Here is an 18,097-nt window from a genome sequence, read left to right as displayed (position 1 = left end):
GAAGGGAGCACCCCGATGCCGGGCAGCACGCCGATGGTCGTCGTCGAAGCCGACGACGCCTCGTGGCAGGAGTACCAGGACCTGACCGGACGCGCCTACGGGCACCAGGTGGAGGACGTCACCCGGCTGCGCCCGCACGCCGACGCCCGGGTCGCCGTGCGCGACGGCCGCGTCATCGGCGGCGGCCTGGCCCTCGCGGTCCCCCAGTTCTTCGGCGGCCGGCCGGTGCCGGCTGCTTGCCTGGCCGGCGGCTGCATCGCGCCCGAAGCCCGGGGCGCCCGGCTGTGGTCGACGCTGCTCGACGAGCGGCTGCGGCCCCTGCGAGAGCAGGGCGCCGTTGTGGCGACCGCGTGGACCGCCTCGACCGGGTACGGGCACCGCATGGGCTGGGCCGCGCCGGCCCAGGTCTCCTCCTGGACAGTGCCCACCGGCGCCCTGCGCGGTATCGCCGACGGCGCCCGCTTCGACATCGTCCACGGCACCGACGATCAGGCCTGTAAGCAGCAGCAGGTGCTGGCCGGTGACTGGAACGGGCCGTGGCAGCGGCCCTCCTGGTGGCAGGCCTGGCAGCAGGCCGAACACCCCGGCATGACGCACTACCGCTTCGCCCTGCCCGGCCGCACCCCGGACGGCCTGCTCGCGATCGCCTTCGACCGGGACCGCGACGGCGACCGCCGCCTGATCGTCCACGACTTCTGGGCGGCGAGCGCCGAGGCGGCCACGGCCATGCTGGGCTTCCTGGGCAGCCATCACAGCCGGATCCCGACCGTGATGTTCCAGCGCACCGCCCTGCCGCCCGTCCCGCTGCTGCAGAACCATCTGCGCCGCGCTGGCGCCGCTTCCGCCACGTCCTGGCACCCCTGGATGCTGCGCATTCTCGATCCGGCCGGGGCAGTACGCCGCCGCGGCTGGCCCGAGGATCTCGACCTCACCCTCCCCCTCGCTCTGCACGACGACGACAGCCCTCCCGCGCCCTTCCTCCTGCAGATCACTGCCGGCACCGCGGACCTGACGCCGCGTCCCGGCGCAGGGCACGAACTCGTCCTCACGTCGCGCCAGTTCGCCCACTGGTACGCGGGCGGCTACCGCACGCCCGCCGCGGCCCTCCTGGACGGTGTGCATGGCGAGGTCCGCGCGATCGCCCAGCTCATCCGCGCCACAACATGCCGCGAGCCGTGGATGCCCGAGTACTTCTGACCCGCGCACCACCCTGACCTGACCGCCGCGCCTCACCACGGGGCCGGAGCCGGCCTTGCCGACCCGGCCCCGGAGCTCTCGCGGCACCCCCTAGACCTTCGACCCGGGAGGCTCGATGGCCGGCCGCCGGCCCAGAACGCCGAACGCGGCGCTCGCCGTGCTCATCAACGGGCACGGCATGAGTCACAAGGGCCTCGCGTTCCGCGTCAACCAGCTGGCCGGGCGGGACGGAACCGCCACAAGGTACAAGCACACCAGCGTCGCCCGCTGGCTCGCCGGAGCAACGCCCAAGGACCCCGTGCCCCAGTACATCGCCGCCGCGTTGAGCGAGCGGATCGGCAGGACGGTCACGGTGGAGGAGATCGGCATGGGCGCAGCTCCCGACGAAGCGCCACGCGGCTGGGACTTCCCTCGTGACCGCGAGGAGGCCATCGCAGGCGCGCGCGCTCACTGGAGCGCCGCCGACACACCGGGCGGAGCGTTCGCCGCGTCCGGCTACGTGCTGCCCGTCACCCGCTGGCTCGCCGTTCCCGCCGACACCGCCGACGCAGCCCTCGTGCCGGTCCCCGCAGGCCTCCCCGCGTACGCGCGCAGCGGTCCCGGACGGCTGATCGGCGCGGAGGACCTGAAGGAGCTGACGGACGCGGCTGAGCAGGCCCGTGTGTGGGACGCCCAGTTCGGGGGCGCCAACTGGCGGCTGAGCTCGATCCGGCGCTGCCTGAACGAACGGGCCCTCCCGCTGCTCGGCGCCCGGCATAGCGAGGCCACGGCCCGCGAGTTGTTCTCCATCACCGCGGAGCTCTCCCGCGTCGCGGCCTGGGCGGCGTTCGATGCCGGGCACAGCGCGGCCGCTCAGCAGCACTTCGTGCAGGCGCTGCGCCTGGCCCGTGCCGGCGGCGACATCGAGATGGGTACCTACGTCCTGACCACCATGGCCCTGCACACCATCCTGGAGGGCGCACCGGACCAGGCCCTCGACATGGCCCAGGGGGCCTTTCACCGCGGCCGCCGTCACGCGTCCCGCCGGGTCCTGGCCTTCGCCAAGCTCGCCGAGGCCCGCGCGCTGGCCCGGATGGGGGACGCGACCGGGGCGAGCACCGCGCTGAGCCGGGCGGAATCCTGGCTCGACAAGATCAACCCCGGTGTCCGAGACGCCCCGCGGCTGTCCTACGTCACCGCTGGCAGGCTGGCTGCCGACGCCACCGAGATCTTCCGCGACCTGCGCAAGCCCAAGGCCGCCCTCGGCTGGAGCCGCCAGGCAGGAGACCTGGCCGACGTCCACCAGACGCGTGCCGTGGGCCTTCGCATGGCCGTCGCCGCCACTGCTGCCTGCCAGATGCGCGACGTCGATCAGGCACTCGAACACGGCGAGCGGGCACTGGAGCTCCTGCTGCGGGTGGAGTCGATCCGTGCCCGGACCCATCTCGAGGATCTGGCCACAGCCCTTGAGCCCTGGGCTGCCGAGCCCCAAGCGGAAGTCTTCCTGCAACGCCTGAAGGAGCGCGAGTTGACCACCGAGGCGGGGACGGGGCGATGAAGGCCACCCCGTGCACCGAACCGTCCGGACCACGTGCGGATACGGCCCGAGGCCCGCCGCGGGCGCTGGACGGGCAGGACGGCCCCCTGAGCTGCCCGGCCCATAGATTCGACGTCTACCCGAGGGGCCGTCGCCTTGCGCCGCATCACGCCCTCCCCGTATCTCGTGAAAGAGCCATCCCCTATGACGCACGCCGCCTGCCTGCCGCCGGACCTGCACCAGTGGGTCGCCCGTCACGTCGCCGCCTTGGGCACCGCCGCCGTGACGGACGCCTCCTGGCCGCGCGGCAACTCCCGCATCTGGCATGTCCGTACGGACCATGGCGAGGTCTTCGTCAAGCTGTACCCGTCCACCGAGACGTACGAGCGCGAGGTGAAGGGGTGCGAGCACGCGGCGCGGGTGCTCGCTGACAGCGAGGCGCCGCACCTGCTGGCCAGCGATCCGCAGCGGCCGGCGGTCATCCTGACCGCTCTCCCGGGCCGCGTCGTACGCGGACTGCTCCTGGAGCAGGCCGAGGAACAGCGGGTGCACCGCCTCGCCGGGGACCTGCTGCGCCGCTGGCACGACGCCGACGAGCCGATCAGCCACCGCGGGCACCAGCGCATCATGGAGTCGGTGACCGCGCAGGCCGACGAGGCCGCGATGATCCTGGAACGCCTCGGCGACCAGCTCTCCCCCGCCGAGCAGGACCTCGTCCGCGACGCGGCCCGCGACCTGCCCGGCCTCGCACGCGCCCTCCCGCTGGCCTACCGGCACGGCGACTACTCCCCGCGCAACTGGCTCTGGGACGCGGCAGCGGAGCACCACGGGCTGATCGACTTCGAGGAGTCCGCGCCGGGTCTCGCCGTCGAGGATCTGGTCTGGTTGTGCGGCGCCGCATGGCCCACTCGCCCCGACCTGCGCGACGCGTTCCTCACCGGATACGGCCGGCTGCTCTCGTCGGCCGAGCAGCGCGCACTCGTCCTGCTCACCGCCCGCCTGGGCGTCTCCTACCTCAGCACCGGCCTGGCCAAATCCGACACCGTCCTCATCGACCGCGGCCGCACCGTCCTTGAGCACATGGTCCGCGCCCCCCGCTGACCCGCCCGCCCCCCGGGCGCCGCACCGTGCCCCGGGGCCTGGGGCCCGCCGCCCTTCCGTCCACCACCACGTCCGGAGACGCGCGTGATACCTGCCCACGAGCCCGGCCTCCACCTGCCTTCACCTGCCCTCGCCCGACCCGTCGAGCACGACAGCGCCCTGGCGGGCGGGCCCGGCCCGTCGCCGGCCGTGCGCCTGGACATCGGGATCGACGACGTCCGCGCGCTCATGACGGCCGCCTGCACCCGGGCCGGCGTCCCCGGCACGGGGATCGACCGCGTCGTCGAGCACTACCTCGACGGCGAACTGCGAGGGAAGCCGTCGCACGGCCTGGCCAAGTTCGCGTTCGAGTCGCAGTATTTCTCCCACCGCATCGGCTCGCCCCGCATCAAGCACGAGCGCGGCGCCCTGGCGGTCGTGGACGGTCGCCGCGAAGTCGGGCCGCTCAGCGCCGACTTCGCCGTCCGTCTCGCCGCCTGCAAGGCGCGCCAGCTCGGCGTGGGCATCGTCGGCATGGTCAACTGCCAGCGCTACGGGATCCTCGCGTCGTTCAGTGAACAGATCGCCGAGCGGGGCCTGGTCGGCCTGGTGGCGAACACCTCCCGCCCGGAGGCCACAGTCCACGGCGCCCGAACCCCCATCCTCGGCGTCAACCCGGTCAGCTTCGCCTTCCCCACCAGCGACGGCACGGTCAGCGCGGACATGTCGACCACGCTGGCCCCCATGGGCGTGCTCTGGGAGGCACGGCGCACGGGCTCCCCGCTGCCCGCGGACTGCTTCGTCGACGAGGACGGCGCGTTCACCGACGACCCCGACGCCGCCCGCGCGGCCATGGTCTTCGGCGAACACCGCGGCTTCGCCCTCTCCCTGCTCGTCCAGATCCTCACCGGCTCGCTCTTCGGCTTCCCCATGGGCCAGGGCGTGGACTCCACCTGGTCCACCGGCTACACGTTCATCGCCCTCGACCCGGCCTTCGCCGGACAGGGCGACGGCCACCGGGCGGCCAACGACGCCCTCGTGGGGGCGATCCGGCAGGCCACGACGCGCGAGGGCGGGTTTGTGCGCCTGCCCGGCCAGGAGGGCAAGGACCGCGCGGCCCGCGCCCGGAAGGCCGGGCGCCTCGCACTCGACGAGGTCCTCTACCAGCGGCTGCAAGCCCGCGCGGCCGGCGACTTCACCTCCAGCTGATCATCTACCCGATCCTCTCCACGTCTGGAGTGCGCGATGCGCTTTCACTGGTTCCTGCCCACCGCCAGCGACGGCCGGTCCCTGACCGTCGGCACCCGCACAACCCACGGCCCGGAAGCCGCCTTGGACCAGACCCATCTCGTCACGGCCGACCGGTTCCGGGCCCCGACGATCGGCTACCTGACGCAGATCGCCCAGGCCGCCGAGGCGAACGGCTTCGACGCCGTCCTCACCCCCACCGGCACGTGGTGCGAGGACGCCTGGCTCACCTGCGCCGCGCTCGCCCAGGAGACCGAACAGCTGAAGTTCCTGGTCGCCTTCCGCCCCGGCCTGATCACCCCCACCCTGGCCGCGCAGCAGGCCAGCACCCTCCAGCGGATGTCCGGCGGCCGGCTGCTGCTCAACGTCGTCACCGGCGGCGAACGCGACGAGCAGGCCCGCTTCGGCGACCACCTGGTCAAAGCCGAACGCTACGCGCGCACCGACGAGTTCCTCACCGTGCTGCGCGGCGCCTGGAGCGGCGAGCCCTTCACCTTCAAAGGCGAGCACTACGACGTCGCCGGCGCGACGGTCCTCGCCCCGCCCGACCCGCTGCCGCGCCTGTACTTCGGCGGGTCCTCGCCGCAGGCCGGGCCCGTCGCGGCCCGCCACACGGACACCTACCTCACCTGGGGCGAACCGCCCGGCCAGGTCGCCCCGAAGCTGTCCTGGATCCGCGAACTCGCCCGTCAGCAAGGGCGGCAGGTGCGGTTCGGGATCCGCTTCCACGTCGTGACCCGCGACACCAGTGCGGAAGCCTGGGCCGCGGCCGAGCGCCTCCTCGCCGGTCTCGACCGCGCGCACGTCGACCGAGTCCAGAACCTCCTGGCGGCCAGCGAGTCGACCGGCCAGGCACGGATGAGGGCCCTGCACGCACGGTTCCGTGACGGCTCCTGGACGCCGTCCGACCTGGAGATCTACCCCAACGTCTGGGCCGGTGTGGGGCTGCTGCGCGGCGGCGCCGGAACGGCCTTGGTCGGCAGCCACACCGAGGTCGCCGACCGGATCGCCGAATACGCGGCCCTGGGCATCGACGAGTTCATCCTGTCCGGCTTCCCGCACCTGGAGGAGGCGTACATGGTCGGCGAAGGCGTCCTGCCCGAGCTGCGCCGCCGCAACCTGAAGCCGGAGATACGCCGATGAGGCCAGCACCCCACCACTGCGGTACGAGGGAACGGGAGGAGGCGAGGACATGAAGAACGTGCTGGTGATCGGCGTCGGTCCGCACGCCCGCCGCTCCCATCTGCCCGCCCTGGCCGCCGGACAGCGCGACGGCCTGGTCGGCACGGTCCGCGGGGTGGACGTCCTCGGCGCCGCCAGCGTCCGGACCGCCCTCGACAGCGACGACGGACCGCGCGAGGTGCCGGTGACCCCCATCGAGCCGTTCCCGGCCGGGGAGCACCCGCTGCCACAGGCTGTGCGCCAGACCCTGGACGGCCTCGTGGCCCGCTGCGGCATCGACGCGGTGGTCGTGGCCACCGAGCCCGCCTTCCACATGGTCTACGCCCGCTGGGCGCTCGACCGGGGCCTGAGCATCCTGCTGGACAAGCCGCTGGGCGTGCGCGCCCACGCCTCTACCGACCCGGTGCAGGCCGGCGCGATCCTCACCGACGTCGACGACCTCATCGCCCACTACGACCGCGCCCGCCGGCACCATCCGGACGTCCTGGTGAGCGTGCAGTCCCAGCGCCGCTACCACCCGGCGTTCTGGCGGCTGCGCGACCTCATCACGGAGATCGCCGAGGCGACCGGCTGCCCGGTCACCTCCGTGCAGTCCTTCCACAGCGACGGCCAGTGGCGCCTGCCCGACGAACTGCTCGACCTCGACTACCACGGTTACAGCCGCGGCTACGGCAAGTGCGCCCACAGCGGCTACCACTTCTTCGACATCATCCCGTGGCTGCTGGCCGCGGGTGACGCCAGCAACAAGACGGCCGACGCGGTACGCGTCCACGCCGAGGTCACCCGGCCCGACGACCTCCTGGCGCAGCTGACCGTCACCGACTACGAGCAACTCTTCGACGGCTTCGCCGCCCGCAACCAGTACACCGAGACCGAGCTGTGCGCCGGCCTGCACGGCTTCGGCGAGGTGGACGCGGGCATCTCGATGGCGTTCACCCGCGGCGGGCGCACGCTCACCCTCGCCACCCTCAACCTGATCCACAACGGCTTCTCCCAGCGCGGGAATCTCGCCCCCGCCGCCGCCCTCTACACGGGCAACGGCCGCGTACGGCAGGAGACGCACATCATCCAGCAAGGCCCCTTCCAGGCTCTGCACCTGCGCTCCCTGCAGACCCTTGTGGACGACGTGGCCGGCGACCGCTACACGGCTGGCGGTGACCGGCACATCGAGGTGCACGTCTTGCGCAACAACCGCTTCCGGCCCGACTGGAAGCCGTACACCCGCCTCGGGCACGACGAGCTCACCACGACCGCGGACGGCCATCTCGCAATGCCGACCCAGCAGTCCTCACGGCGGCGCAGCATGCACGAGTTCCTCCTCTACCTCAACGGGCGTCGTGCCCGGCACCAGATGCGCTCCGACCTCACCACCCACCGCACGGCCGCCGCTTTGATGGCCGGCACCTACCTGTCGATGGCCCACCGGTTCAGCGGCGCCTCCCCCGAGACCACGCTGAGTCTGGCCCCGGCACTCGCCACGCTCCCCGCACAGGTGAGGGGCCCGGAGGTGATCGTGCGGTGACCGTCGCCGCCCCACCACCCCTGCCCTCCCTGGCCGACCTCCTCGGCGAGGACCTGCCGCACATACTCGCCGACTGCCGCCCTCACACCGGCGTTCCCCTCTCGGTCGAACACGTCAGCGGCGGCAATGTCGCCCACGTCTTCGCCGTACGCGGCCCCGCCGGCCGCGTGATCATCAAGATCCGCCGGGAGCGCTACGCCCGCATCCCGTCCCTGCGCGCCGATCCGGCGCTCATCGGCGACGAGTACCGGCTGCTGGAGCTCTACCACTCCGCCGCGCCCGGCGTCTTCCCGCGGGTCCTCGCCTTCCACGACGCCACGCACACGATGGTGCTCAGCGATGTGTTCCCCGACGGCCGCACCTACCACCAGCACCTGCGCGAGCGATCCGCCACCACGGGTGAAATGACCCGCCTCGGCCGCACGCTGCGCCATATCCACCGGGCCACCCGCGACGCGCGCCCACCCGAGCGGAAGAAGCTCGACCCTCGATTCCCCCTCTACCAGCGGGACTTCGCACTGCGCTCCCCGCGGCACCCCGCACTGGACGCGGCCTGCACGGAGATGGCCGGCCGCCCCGAGCGCCAGCTCGTCCTGGGGGACCTGGCGCCGAAGAACATCAGCCTCACCGACGCGCGCATCGGCCTGTGCGACCTCGACAACGCCCATCACGGCTGGCCGCTCTACGACCTCGGCTACTTCACCGGACACCTCCTGATCCACCACCTCGCCCGGCCGCACGAACTCCCCACCCTGGTCCCGGCATTGCTCACGGGCTACCTGGACGGTCAGGCCCTCACACAGCCGGACGCCGCATTGACCGCCACGGTGGCCGCCGGCGCCGCCCTCTACCGTCTCGGCCACAGCATCGTCCCCTACGCGCTCGGTCAGCCCGCCGCGCTCGCCCACCGCTTCCGCAAGCGCACACTCACCCTGCTCGACCACGGGCCGCTCACCCTGCAGGACCTCATCCGTGCCGCCCAGCCCGGGACGGCCCCCGTATGACGCCCACCCGGCCTGCCCCCAGCGACGAGGACAGTGAAGCGGTCCAAGTGCTTCGCGCCCACGGCTACAACGTCCCCGACGTGCAGGCCATCGCTCTGAACCAGCGCGCCTTCGCGATCCGCGCCACCGACCGGGATGTCCCGATCGCGCCCGGCGCCCGCCTGCACAGCCGGTGCGTGGACCTGGGCGGAGGGAGCTTCACCAACGTCCACACACTCGCCCTCGACCTCGAAGCCGTCCGGGCCGAGGTGCACTCACGCACCGACACCTTCCACCTGCGCGAGCTCGTGTCCGGCAGTGCCCTGGCGGCGGTGAGCGGCTCGTTCGCGTTCATCTCCGACGACCCCGACTACCAGCCTGCCGAACCGTGCCTGGACTTCTGCTGCCGCAACGGCGCCATAACCAGCGTGCCGACCATCGGCAAGCCCGCGCTGCTTGTGCGAGACGGCCACCCCGTCATCGCGCCCCTCCCAGCCCAGGGGACGCTCACCCTCGACCAGCGCCCCCACCGGTGGGCCGGCTCCAAAGAACCCGCCGTGCCTCCGGGACCGGGTGCTCCCCTGTTGGTGTACGGCGCCGCGAACTGCGAGATCCGCTACCTCGACCACCCGCGGACCGGTTTCCTGCGCCACGTCGACCGCTCGTCCAACACCACTCCCCTGTCCGAGTCCGCCGTCGACTACGTGGTGGCCCACGATCCGGAGCAAGGACTGCGAGTGAGCCAGATCCGACCGGGCGGCGGCAGCGACCTCTTCAGCGGCAACTTCATCCTGCGCGCAGACCATCCCATGGCGGACGTGACCGTCGGCGCACTCGTGGACATCACCACCATCGCCGGCCAGGAAGCGAGCCCTCTCGAATCGGGCATCTCCCTGGGCCCGAGCGTCGCCGACGCCTCCAACGGGCACACGGCCGCCTACGACACCTCCCTGGGCAAATCCCCGTTCCAAGACGACGCCCGGCATGCCCGAACGCTGATCGCGCTGCACGAAGACCAGCTGCTGCTGAAAATCCTCGACGGCGCCCCCCACACAGACACCTTCCGCGGCGCGACCCCACGCGAGACCGCCGGACTCTGCGCGGCCGACGGCCTCGACCCCCACCACGCCTACCACCTCGACGGCGGCGCCTCCTCGAAGATCGCCTACCGGCGCGCCTGCCGCACCATCGTCGTCGGCAGCATGCACTACATGCGATGGCCAGCCGACACCACGGAACCCTTCCGCTGGCAAGGAGTCCAGGGCCGAGCCCTGCACAGCGCCCTCGTCCTCAAGCCCTGCCCGGGAAAGGCGCACCCGTGACCGACGTCCTGATCGTCGTCGCCCACCCCGACGACGCTGAAATCGCCATGGGTATGCGCATGCGCGATCATTCCCTCGCCGGAGACCACGTACGAGTCCACTGCCTCAGCCCCGGCGCACTCACCCCGGAAGAGGCTCAACGACGCCGCTCCGAGTGTCTGGCTGCCGGCACAGTCCTCGGAGTCGCGCAATACACCTTCGCCCAGATCCCCGACAACCAGTTCGTGGAACGCCGCGTGGAAATCAACCGGGAGCTCTTCCGCATCATGGGGGAACGACGCCCCGACATCGTCTACACCCACTACCCCGATGACCAGCATCTCGACCATCGCATCACAGCAGACGAGGTCACCACCGCGGCACTCCGCGAAGCCGACAACCTGTCCTACTTCCGCTCCCCCTACAGCCGCGCCTTCGAACCCACCGAGGTCTTCATCGGGACTCCGGCGCTCCTGAACAACAAGGCCGAAGCTCTCCAGTGCTTCGCTTCACAAACTCAGTTCGACATGAACGCCTTCACGACACTGGCCACAGTGACGCACCGCCAGCACGTCCACCACCGTGTAGTTGAACGCTTTCCCGCAGGACACACATGCGCGGAACTGTTCCGCACCGTGCGCACGATCCGGTTTGCGACACACACCGAAGGGGAGAACCTGTCCCGCTCCCGAGGGTCTTCAACAGGTACCTGACCAGTGACGCGGGGACCATCTGATGTCCTGGCCCGCGGGCTGAGCTCGTGCTTCAACCTCCAGCCGGTGATACCCAAGATGATGCAGCCATCCGTCCCGCCCGTTCATGGGACACTGACAGGCGATCGAGGAGGACACCGTGGAGAACCTGCCGCTTCACGAGCTGGGGCTGGTGCGCGGCGCAGCGGAGGGTCACGACACCCGCTACTTCGGCTCGCTGCTGGCGCTCGACCGGCATGCCGGTTTGCTGCTTCGAGCCGGCCTGATCGCCCCGATCCCGGCAGACACACAGCGAGACGATCACTGCCAGTTCTACGAGGCCACCGCAGCAGGCTGCGACTTCTACGCCACCCACCTTTCCGATCTGGATGAGCGCGCCAATGGCCGCGCCAACGCCTGGGGCGACCATCCGCAGCTTGTGGCTGCGGCGCGAGCACTGGGCGAACTGCTGGACGCGGTCGAGCTCACAACTGACGTGACCGAAGTCCCCACCGCGGCCAGCTGATCTCGCCTTCACCCCTGCCGCTGTTCCGACCGATGATGGTCTCGGATCATTTGTCGAGGTCGTAGCAGATCGCGGAGTGCCTGCTCTTCGGGCCGAGAGGTCTGCCGGAACCTGGCCCGTTATGTCTCGGCGCACGGAGCAGACAGGCAAGTTCGCACCGTGGTTCCTGAACCTGCGACGGACCCGGTCGGGAGAAGCGGGCCAGGCTCGGCCGGCTTCTCCCGGGGCGGCGAGGTCTACGGCCAACCGCCGGACACCGCGGAGTTGGTGGGGGCGTCGGCATCAGCCGCCTCATCCGCGACATCGCCGCCCTCACCCGGGTTGGCCCCGCCCCGCTCAGAGCCCAACTCGCCGCCCACGCTCGGCGCGGCGACGACGTTGTCCTCACCGCCGGTCCCTTCACGCCGGACCTGTATGTGCAGTACTACCGCGGTTTCAAGGCCGTGATCGATTCCGGGCAGACGCTCAACACCGAGACCATGCAACCGCCCTGCAGGAACTACGCCATCGAGATCTCGGACGAGTTCGCCCCCTGAAGCACAGTCCATACGACCGCCACGGCGTCCGGGAGGGCGACACGGCTCGCTGAGTTCGCGCCACCACGTCCGGAAGCCGCGGGTACTCGATCAGGGCGCGGAAGCAACGCAGTGGCTCGACACGCACCGGCGCGCGCCAGTCAGCAGGGGTCGGCTGCGCTGACCGGCAGTGGGGCGTCGTCCGGGGCGCTGGGCTGGCGCAGATCCAGGTAACAGCGCAGCCGCACGCCCGGCTGGCCGACATCGTGTGTCGTCCGCTCCGCCGAAGCCGTCGCCCACCGGTCGGCGAGCATCTGCTGGAAGGCGAGCGCGGTGTCGTCGTCGGCGGCCGCGACGTCGACGACGACCAGGCCCGGCCTGCTGACATGTGTCTCGTTGATCGGATCCATGTACGCCACCACGCGCGGGCCCCAGAGCAGAGTTCCGCCTACGCAAGGACTTCACCCGACCGGGTACCCGCAGGCAAGGCCAAGGGCACACAGGGCCCGCCGCGCGGCGGCTGACTTGGTGGATGCCGCAGTCCGGTGTCCGGTCTCCGTGAAGGTGGCGAGCGTCCTGTTGATCATGGCGAATTGTCTGGACCTCGATGGGCGTTACGGCTGGGCGTGCGGGTCGTTGAGTCTGTTATGGCTATGCGTGAAGGTTCTGGGCCGTCCGAAGGTGGCGGAGGGCGGCGCGGAGTCGACGGCCTTCGTCGGTGTCGGGGAGCTTGACCCGCTCGGGGTCCATGGCGGCGAGTCTGGCGAGGAACTCGTCCGGAGCGTGGTCACGCAGATGTGCGTCATGTACGCGATGCAGCGCCCTGTGGAGCGACTGCGAGATGCCGGAGACGTTGGTGGTGACGAAGGGGACGATCGCCTCCAGCAGCTCCGGGACGGGATCCGACGGCAGCCGGCGGGCGCGCCGGCTGCGGTATGCCTTCTGCCGGCAGGCCGCGGTGCAGTATTCAGAATCTGCACGCCCAGCCGTAACGGGCGTGCCGCAGGCTCCGCAGGGGCGGCCCGACCCGATGCCTCCGTTACGTTTGCGCGTGAGTGATGTCCGGCACGCTCGCGAGCACGTCACCCCCCGCATCGCCTTCTCTGCCCCGCGCACCACGACCAGGCCGCAACCGGCGATACACGCCTGCGGCGGGAGAGCCGCGCCGCGGCCAGCCAGTGCCCTCCACTCCATGCTCCGCGTCTGCCGGGTAGAGACCGCCCGGGTCAGACCCGTCTCCGGATCCGGACACCCCCGTTCGTAGCAGGACTCGCAGATCAGGAAGCGAGTAGGCGCCCGACGGCCCTGCCGCCGGACGCCGTCGACCAGATACGCCGTCCCGCCGAGCAGGCCGGTCCCGCACATCACGCAGAGCCGAGAACTTGCACGCGTAGCCATAACAGACTCAACGATCCGCACGCGCAGCCGTAACGCCCATCGAGGTCCAGACGATTCGCCGTGATCAGCAGGACGCTCGCCACCTTCACGGAGACCGGACATCCGGCCGCCGATCAGGAATACGGAAGCGGGTTCGCCTGGTTGATGGGGGTGTGATGGTGGAGGGGACAGTGCCCCCGGGCCTCAACTATCGCCTGCGGGGACGATCGTCCGGCTGAAGCCCCGCAGAGCCACCCGCCGCGTAGGCGGCCGCCCCTTCTCCATCACCCTCTGCAAAGAGAGGCCGCCCGGCTTAGCGGGCGGCCTCCTTCTGCGTCTGCGTCTGGACGGCCGTTGAAGACGGCCGCCCGCCTCTCAGCGGGCGCGGGTGACGTCGACGGGTGCGTTGGGACAGTCGTCCAGAATGCCTGTCAGGGCACTCTGTTCGGCCGGGTCGACGGTGAGGCCCCAGCGGGTTTTGATGGTGATCCAGTCGGTGGCGTAGGTGCAGCGGTAGCCGGCCGACGGCGGCATCCACGTGGACGGATCCTGATCACTCTTCGACCGGTTGCTGGCCGCGGACACCGCGATCAAGGCCCGAGCGTCGTCCAAGTCGTTGGCGTACGCCTCCCGTTCCTTCGCGGTCCACACCGATGCCCCGGAGTCCCAGGCCTCCGCCAGCGGGACGAGGTGGTCGATGTCGAGACCGCCGGGTCCAGCGATGTAGCGGTCGTCGTAGGCACTGAACCACTCTCCCCCGCTCAGACGGCAGCCGGCACCCTGCTCGGGAGCCGTGACAGCCTCGTCCAGCAGCGTCTCATTGCGCGTCGAGCAGCCGTCGCGGTCAGCATCGATCCAGTGCCTGAACTTGGCCCGCTCGTACCCGGTGCGGCTTTCGTCAGCGAGCGGGAGGGCGTTGAGGGCATCACGCACAGGCAGGACGACGCTCTCCCCGGGCTCGGCAGCGTGGGCGGTGGCGGGGGTGAGCAAGGCAGCGAGCACGGACAGCACAGCAGCGGATGTCAGGACAGTGGGACGCACACGGGCTCCTTTGAGGACCAGGAAACAGGTTCGTGATCTTCGTAGCGGGCCCGACCCGGGCCGGGCAGGTGATCGGACGTCACCTCACCCCCACGGACGGTAAGTCACACTGCCGGACACCACCCGCCACGTGGGCGGCCGAGGCGTCGACGAGCGCCGGCGGCTACCTCCTCAACCTCCGCCCGATCAGGCGGCCGGACAGGCGTGTTCTTGAACCGTGTGGCGGGGATCCGCTCCTTCAGCACGGGGCCAAGCACACGTCCGCGAGGCCACCGAGGCCTGCGCGCTCACCCGGCCTGGCGAAAGTCCGCACGGGAGAGTGAAACAGGGTGAAAGCCACGACGGCTTCCAGATACATCAGCCCTATTGATCAAGATTGCTGCCGTCCCGATACCCGCCACGCATACTCAAACCGCAGGCGGAGTTCGCGCACGCTGTCCGACCGCGCGGCTCCCCTCTCCAGATGCCGTCTCCCGGTTCGGAATGACGCTGCGAGACGACTCCTTCACCGGGCCGCCGCGGTCGGCATCACGGGGTGGGGACGGTGTCGCCGGCGGGTGAGGTGATGCCGGTCATGACCTCGTACGCCGGGGTCTAGCCGTTCACGAAGCCGTTGAGAACATAGAGCAGCAGGCAGATGCCGATGACGGTAGCGCCACGGCTGATCAGCCAGAACCTGAAGAGTGACAGGGCGTGGCGGTCGGCCCGCCACGCAAGCGCACGCTGGCGCCGGTTCGCGGGCGGGGCCCTCCGGGCGGCGACGGCGGTGCGGACATACGATCAACGTCAGGGGATGAATCACCCTTGCGGCAGGTGAACGTCCGCCTTCGCAGGGGGAACTTGGCGTGACCGCTTCCGCCGCGGTGCCGGTCGGCCGGCGCCCCGTGCCACCCGCTTAGGCGGACTGAGGAGTAGCGGCCGTCTCCGTATGCGGCGGAAGACCCGTACGAGGGCGCGCCCTGCGAAAAGCCGCTCGCCGCAAGCTCGTTGAGGTGATCCGACCAAAGGCTCGCGCATGGCCCAGCAGCTGATCGACGAGGAATTCGACGCGCTCGACGAGCAGACCGTCGTGGTCCCGGGCACCGGCACCCTCGCCTCGTGATCCCGTCCCTGGCCCATTCACTCGCGGCCGTCCACGAACAGCGACGAGCCCTGGAAGCACAGATCGGACAACTGCTGGCGGCTCACCCTCTTTCCACGGTCCTGACCTCGATTCCGGGGGTCGCGGTCAGGACCGCCGCCACCTTGCTGGTCACCGTCGGCGACGGCACCAGCTTCCCCACTGCCGCCCACCTGGCCTCCTACGCCGGCCTCGCCCCGACCACGAAGTCGTCGGGGACCTCGATCCACGGCAAACACGCGCCCAGAGGCGGCAACCGGCAGCTCAAACGCGCGATGTTCCTGTCAGCGTTCGCCGCCCTGCACGATCCCACCTCCCGCACCTACTAAGACCGATGCCGAGCCCGCGGGAAGACCCCCACACAAGCCCTGCTCCGCCTGGCCCGCCAGCGAATCAACGTGCTGTTCGCGATGCTCCCGACGGCACCTTCTACAAACCCCGAACCCCACACCTCGCTTGACGAACGACATAGAGGCCCCCCGGGTGCGGGAAGCAGTTGTGCGAGCCCGTGACGCCCTTGGCGTTGGCGGGTTCATCCCCTCGGGCGCGGGGAGCAGTAGACCTCCCGGAGCCAGTAGCCCTCATAGGTGGGTTCATCCCCCGCGGGCGCGCGTGTTTGGCGCTGCCGACCGCTCCCGTCTGCTCGAGTACGGCGTACATCCGCTCTCGGTCACCGCCACGGCGATCACCGACTCGCCAAGCATCGACTTCACCGGATACCCGTACAGCGCTGCGACAGTCCCCGTAGATCGATTATGGTGCTCGCCGCCCGGCCCGCGCCGGAATTTACCTCCAAGGAGGGCTTGTTGGCACCACCCGAGGGCGCGTCCTCCCCTGCGCGGTCGGCGTATCGGGAGACCCGAACGCCGTCCGCCCTGGGCCGTGCTCACTCCCACTGGTAGGGCAGGTACTTTCCGTCGAGGGTGACGACGACCCGGTCTCCGGCAGGGTCGGGAACACGCTGAACATCGAGCCTGAAGTTGATCGCGCTCATGATGCCGTCACCACACTGCTCATGGATGAGCTCCTTGATGGTCGGACCGTAGACCTGGACGATCTCGTAGAACCGATAGATCGTGGGGTCCACTGGGACGGCAGCGTCCAGAGCCCCTCTGGTCGGCTGGAGCTGGAATGCCAGTGCGGCATCCTCGCCGAGTTCGAGCAGCGCCGCCGCTGTGGCCGCTTCGTCCTTGCCCATCGGGTGCTGTCCGAGCAGGGCCGCCGTGGTCCAGGCCAGGGGTTTCCCGACCGCTTCAGCCAATTGTGTCCATGTGACCCCAGTCTTCACCTTGGCCTGACGTACGGCCTCGGCGGCTTCCTGCTTGCTGAGCACGTGTACCTCCATCGACGGTAGTCAGTCACGATTCCAGTGAGACCAGCCAGTTTTCTCGCGCCTGTGGCGATCTTCCTGTCCGCCAAAGGCGCCGGGCAAGCCTTCCAGGTCGGATGGGGAAGCCGCCCCCGGGTGATGTCGACGGGTACACCCGTCAACCGGATCTCCAAGCAGCCCGGGGGTCGCCTCCACCGATCATGTCCAGACCGGGGAACTCGTCACTTCGTGACCGAGTAGGAGTGGGCCCCCGTTCCCGCCAGGGCACCGCCGTCGACGATCAGGTATTCGTCGCGGATCGGGCGGCCCGCCAGCCACGACTCCAGGATCTCCCGGGTGCCCGCCGCATAGCGGGCCTGGGCGGAGAGGGAGGAGCCGGAGATGTGCGGGGTCATGCCGTGGTGCGGCATGGTCCGCCAGGGGTGGTCTGCTGGGGCGGGCTGCGGGTACCAGACGTCACCGGCATAGCCGGCGAGCTGGCCGCTGCGCAGGGCGCGGTCGATGGCGTCACGGTCGGCGATCTTCGCGCGGGCGGTGTTGATGAGGTAGGCGCCGCGCTTCATGGTCGCCAGGAGTTCGTCGCCGAACAGGCCCTCCGTCTCGGGGTGCAGAGGTGCGTTGATGGTGACGACGTCGCAGTGCGGGACCATGTCGGCTGTGCTCTCGTGCCAGACCAGTCCCAGTTCGCGTTCGATGTCCTCCGAGAGCCGGTGCCGGTCGGTGTAGTGGAGCTTGACGTCGAAGGGCGCGAGGCGCCGCAGTACCGCGAGGCCGATCCGCCCGGCGGCGACTGTGCCGACGTGCATGCCCTCCAGGTCGTAGGAGCGGGCCACGCAGTCGGCGATGTTCCAGCCGCCGTCCAGGACGACCTGGTGGGAGGGCAGGTAGTTGCGCACCAGGGAGAGCGTCATCATGACGACGTGTTCGGCGACGCTGATGCTGTTGCAGTACGTCACCTCCGCGACCGTCACCCCGTGGGCGATCGCGGCGTCGAGGTCGACGTGGTCGGAGCCGATGCCGGCGGTGATCGCCAGCTTGAGGTTCGGCGCGGCAGCGATGCGCTCCGGCGTGAGGTACGCCGGCCAGAACGGCTGCGAGATGACGACGTCCGCGTCGGCCAGCTCGCGGTCGAAGGCGGACCCGTCGCTGTCCTTGTCGGAGGTGACGACGAGGGTGTGTCCCGCCTTCTCCAGGAAGGAGCGCAGGCCGAGTTCACCGGAGACGCTGCCCAGCAGGTGGCCCGGAGTGAAGTCGACAGCCTCGGGGGTCGGCGCGGTCTGACCGCCGGAGTAGCCGGTGATCTCGGGGATGTCGTCGCGGGCGTAGGAGGTCGGGTATCCGTCGGTCGGGTCGTCGTACAGGACGCAGAGCACCTTGGCCATGTCGCGGCTCCTCAACTTGGCGCGGAGTGGGTGCTGTTCACGATCCTCGTCACGGAAGGGACTGGTCAAAGCGTTCCTCGCTATG

The 18,097-nt window shown here is 70.4% G+C and carries 14 protein-coding genes and 1 pseudogene; 11 read left to right on the top strand and 4 right to left on the bottom strand.

Annotation, left to right across the window (positions count from 1 at the left end):
• Positions 1-15 precede the first annotated feature (15 nt).
• The 10 genes from eis (at position 16) to ACIPSE_RS43820 (ending at position 11,247) form a co-directional block, all read left to right on the top strand.
• The gene (gene eis / locus ACIPSE_RS43865) at positions 16-1,197 is read left to right on the top strand and encodes an enhanced intracellular survival protein Eis (RefSeq protein WP_401675028.1); all 1,182 of its coding nucleotides are present in this window, start codon (positions 16-18) and stop codon (positions 1,195-1,197) included.
• 115 nt (positions 1,198-1,312) lie between these two features.
• Entirely contained in the window at positions 1,313-2,734 is a 1,422-nt protein-coding gene (locus tag ACIPSE_RS43860; RefSeq protein ID WP_401675025.1) for a sporulation associated protein, read from the top strand.
• Between the two features lie 183 nt (positions 2,735-2,917).
• Positions 2,918-3,814: an aminoglycoside phosphotransferase family protein gene (locus ACIPSE_RS43855; protein WP_401675022.1), complete on the top strand. Its 897-nt coding sequence runs from the start codon at positions 2,918-2,920 to the stop codon at positions 3,812-3,814.
• A gap of 84 nt (positions 3,815-3,898) precedes the next feature.
• Complete coding sequence (locus tag ACIPSE_RS43850) at positions 3,899-5,002, top strand: Ldh family oxidoreductase (RefSeq protein WP_401675019.1); 1,104 nt, start codon at positions 3,899-3,901, stop codon at positions 5,000-5,002.
• 36 nt (positions 5,003-5,038) lie between these two features.
• Positions 5,039-6,184: an LLM class flavin-dependent oxidoreductase gene (locus ACIPSE_RS43845; protein WP_401675016.1), complete on the top strand. Its 1,146-nt coding sequence runs from the start codon at positions 5,039-5,041 to the stop codon at positions 6,182-6,184.
• A 49-nt stretch (positions 6,185-6,233) separates the two neighbouring features.
• Complete coding sequence (locus tag ACIPSE_RS43840; protein WP_401675014.1) at positions 6,234-7,745, top strand: Gfo/Idh/MocA family oxidoreductase; 1,512 nt, start codon at positions 6,234-6,236, stop codon at positions 7,743-7,745.
• Entirely contained in the window at positions 7,742-8,749 is a 1,008-nt protein-coding gene (locus ACIPSE_RS43835; protein ID WP_401675012.1) for a phosphotransferase, read from the top strand. The genes ACIPSE_RS43840 and ACIPSE_RS43835 overlap by 4 nt, the downstream gene beginning before the upstream one ends.
• Positions 8,750-8,796: 47 nt before the next feature.
• Complete coding sequence (locus ACIPSE_RS43830; RefSeq protein ID WP_401675009.1) at positions 8,797-10,050, top strand: phosphodiester glycosidase family protein; 1,254 nt, start codon at positions 8,797-8,799, stop codon at positions 10,048-10,050.
• On the top strand, positions 10,047-10,742 hold the full coding sequence (locus ACIPSE_RS43825; RefSeq protein ID WP_401675006.1) for a PIG-L deacetylase family protein: 696 nt from the start codon (positions 10,047-10,049) through the stop codon (positions 10,740-10,742). The genes ACIPSE_RS43830 and ACIPSE_RS43825 overlap by 4 nt, the downstream gene beginning before the upstream one ends.
• A gap of 139 nt (positions 10,743-10,881) precedes the next feature.
• Positions 10,882-11,247 (top strand): hypothetical protein, encoded by a 366-nt coding sequence (locus ACIPSE_RS43820; protein WP_401675004.1) that lies wholly within the window; start codon positions 10,882-10,884, stop codon positions 11,245-11,247.
• 676 nt (positions 11,248-11,923) lie between these two features.
• Here ACIPSE_RS43820 and ACIPSE_RS43815 read toward each other — a convergent pair.
• Positions 11,924-12,172 (bottom strand): DUF6207 family protein, encoded by a 249-nt coding sequence (locus tag ACIPSE_RS43815; RefSeq protein WP_401675002.1) that lies wholly within the window; start codon positions 12,170-12,172, stop codon positions 11,924-11,926.
• A 1,342-nt stretch (positions 12,173-13,514) separates the two neighbouring features.
• Positions 13,515-14,180, bottom strand: a complete 666-nt coding sequence (locus tag ACIPSE_RS43810; protein WP_401675000.1) for an HNH endonuclease family protein — start codon at positions 14,178-14,180, stop codon at positions 13,515-13,517.
• A gap of 956 nt (positions 14,181-15,136) precedes the next feature.
• Here ACIPSE_RS43810 and ACIPSE_RS43805 point away from each other — a divergent pair.
• Positions 15,137-15,760, top strand: a pseudogene (locus ACIPSE_RS43805) (transposase); the annotation flags it as partial.
• Positions 15,761-16,186: 426 nt separating this feature from the next.
• On the opposite strand, the gene cynS reads toward ACIPSE_RS43805, so the two are convergent.
• The gene (cynS, locus tag ACIPSE_RS43800) at positions 16,187-16,633 is read right to left on the bottom strand and encodes a cyanase (protein WP_401674997.1); all 447 of its coding nucleotides are present in this window, start codon (positions 16,631-16,633) and stop codon (positions 16,187-16,189) included.
• Between the two features lie 218 nt (positions 16,634-16,851).
• The gene (locus ACIPSE_RS43795) at positions 16,852-18,012 is read right to left on the bottom strand and encodes an NAD-dependent formate dehydrogenase (protein ID WP_401674994.1); all 1,161 of its coding nucleotides are present in this window, start codon (positions 18,010-18,012) and stop codon (positions 16,852-16,854) included.
• Positions 18,013-18,097 lie beyond the last annotated feature (85 nt).

This window comes from Streptomyces sp. NPDC090106, from assembly GCF_044747265.1.
In the GTDB taxonomy this organism is placed as follows: Bacteria; Actinomycetota; Actinomycetes; order Streptomycetales; family Streptomycetaceae; genus Streptomyces.
The sequence above is the reverse complement of the archived record's forward strand: the minus strand, read 5'-3'. Positions and strand labels throughout refer to the sequence as shown.

What these genes read in the sequence shown, in the direction of transcription:
- eis (WP_401675028.1), top strand. Translation starts at nt 16, where the DNA reads ATGCCGGGCAGCACGCCGATGGTCGTCGTCGAAGCCGACGACGCCTCG.
- ACIPSE_RS43860 (WP_401675025.1), top strand. Translation starts at nt 1,313, where the DNA reads ATGGCCGGCCGCCGGCCCAGAACGCCGAACGCGGCGCTCGCCGTGCTC.
- ACIPSE_RS43855 (WP_401675022.1), top strand. Translation starts at nt 2,918, where the DNA reads ATGACGCACGCCGCCTGCCTGCCGCCGGACCTGCACCAGTGGGTCGCC.
- ACIPSE_RS43845 (WP_401675016.1), top strand. Translation starts at nt 5,039, where the DNA reads ATGCGCTTTCACTGGTTCCTGCCCACCGCCAGCGACGGCCGGTCCCTG.
- ACIPSE_RS43840 (WP_401675014.1), top strand. Translation starts at nt 6,234, where the DNA reads ATGAAGAACGTGCTGGTGATCGGCGTCGGTCCGCACGCCCGCCGCTCC.
- ACIPSE_RS43815 (WP_401675002.1), bottom strand. Translation starts at nt 12,172, where the DNA reads ATGGATCCGATCAACGAGACACATGTCAGCAGGCCGGGCCTGGTCGTC.
- ACIPSE_RS43795 (WP_401674994.1), bottom strand. Translation starts at nt 18,012, where the DNA reads ATGGCCAAGGTGCTCTGCGTCCTGTACGACGACCCGACCGACGGATAC.